Raw genomic sequence first — 1,127 nt, 5'->3', positions numbered from 1 at the left:
CGGGTGGTCTTGCGACCCTGCACGGTGAAATGCTCGGCCAGCGCCAGCACGGCGGCCTCGGGGCCGGAGACGACCACCGACCGGGGGCCGTTGACGGCGGCGATGTCCGCGCCACCGCCCGCAGCTGGACCGTCGCCGTTGACGGCGGCCGTCGGCCTGCCGCCGGTCCCAGCCGGCACGCCGGAAGCTGAGTCGTTTGCGACATCAGCTCCAAAGGAGCCAACCACAGCACCCCGCCCGGCCAGCGCCGCCCGCACCTCCTCCTCGGACGCCTGCACCGCCACCATCGCCCCACCAGCCGGCAGGGCCTGCATCAACCGACCACGCGCCGCCACCAACCGCGCCGCATCCGCCAGCGACCACACCCCCGCCACATGCGCGGCAACCAACTCACCGATCGAATGCCCGGCCACGAAGTCCGGCCGCACACCCCACGACTCCGCCAGCCGGAACAGCGCCACCTCGACCGCGAACAGCCCGGCCTGCGCGTAACCCGTGCGGCGGATCAGCTCCTCGTCGTCACCCCACACCACCGACCGCAGCGGCCGGTCCAGGTGCGCGTCCAACTCCGCCACCACCGCGTCGAACGCCGACGCGAACACCGGGAAGGCCGCATGCAGCTCCCGGCCCATGCCCAGGCGCTGCGCGCCCTGACCGGTGAACACCATCGCCAGCCGGCCGCCGCAGGCCGGGCCGACCGTGGTGTTCGGTGCGGTGTCGCCGGCCGCCAGGGCGGCCAGGCCGGCCGACAGCTCCGCCGGGTCGGCACCGAGCACCACCGCCCGGTGGGCGTGCAGCGCCCGACCGGTCACCAGGGTCCGGGCCGCCGGAGCGGCATCCGCCGGATCCATCGACTCCGCGAATCCCGCCAGCCGGCCCGCCAGCGCCCGCAGCGCCGGCTCCGACCGCGCCGACACCAGCCACGGCACCACGCCGACCGCGCCGGGGCCGGCCGCGCCGGCCGGCGCGTCGTCGGGGGCCTGTTCGATGATGACGTGCGCGTTGGTGCCGCTGATCCCGAACGACGACACCCCGGCCCGGCGCGGGTGCCCGTTCACCGGCCACTCCCGCGCCTGCGTCAACAGCTCCACCGCGCCGGCGGACCAGTCCACCTGCGGCGAGGACTC

At 75.8% G+C, this 1,127-nt stretch carries 1 protein-coding gene; it reads right to left on the bottom strand.

Features of this window, described 5'->3' with window-relative positions; genetic code table 11:
* Nucleotides 1-1,127, bottom strand: a 1,127-nt coding sequence (locus ABZ807_RS33400; protein WP_357167185.1) for an acyltransferase domain-containing protein, incomplete at both ends; no start/stop codon positions are given.

Origin of the sequence: Micromonospora sp. NPDC047548 (genome assembly GCF_040642975.1) — a bacterium.
GTDB lineage: Bacteria > Actinomycetota > Actinomycetes > Mycobacteriales > Micromonosporaceae > Micromonospora.
This window is presented reverse-complemented; position numbering and strand designations above follow the sequence as displayed.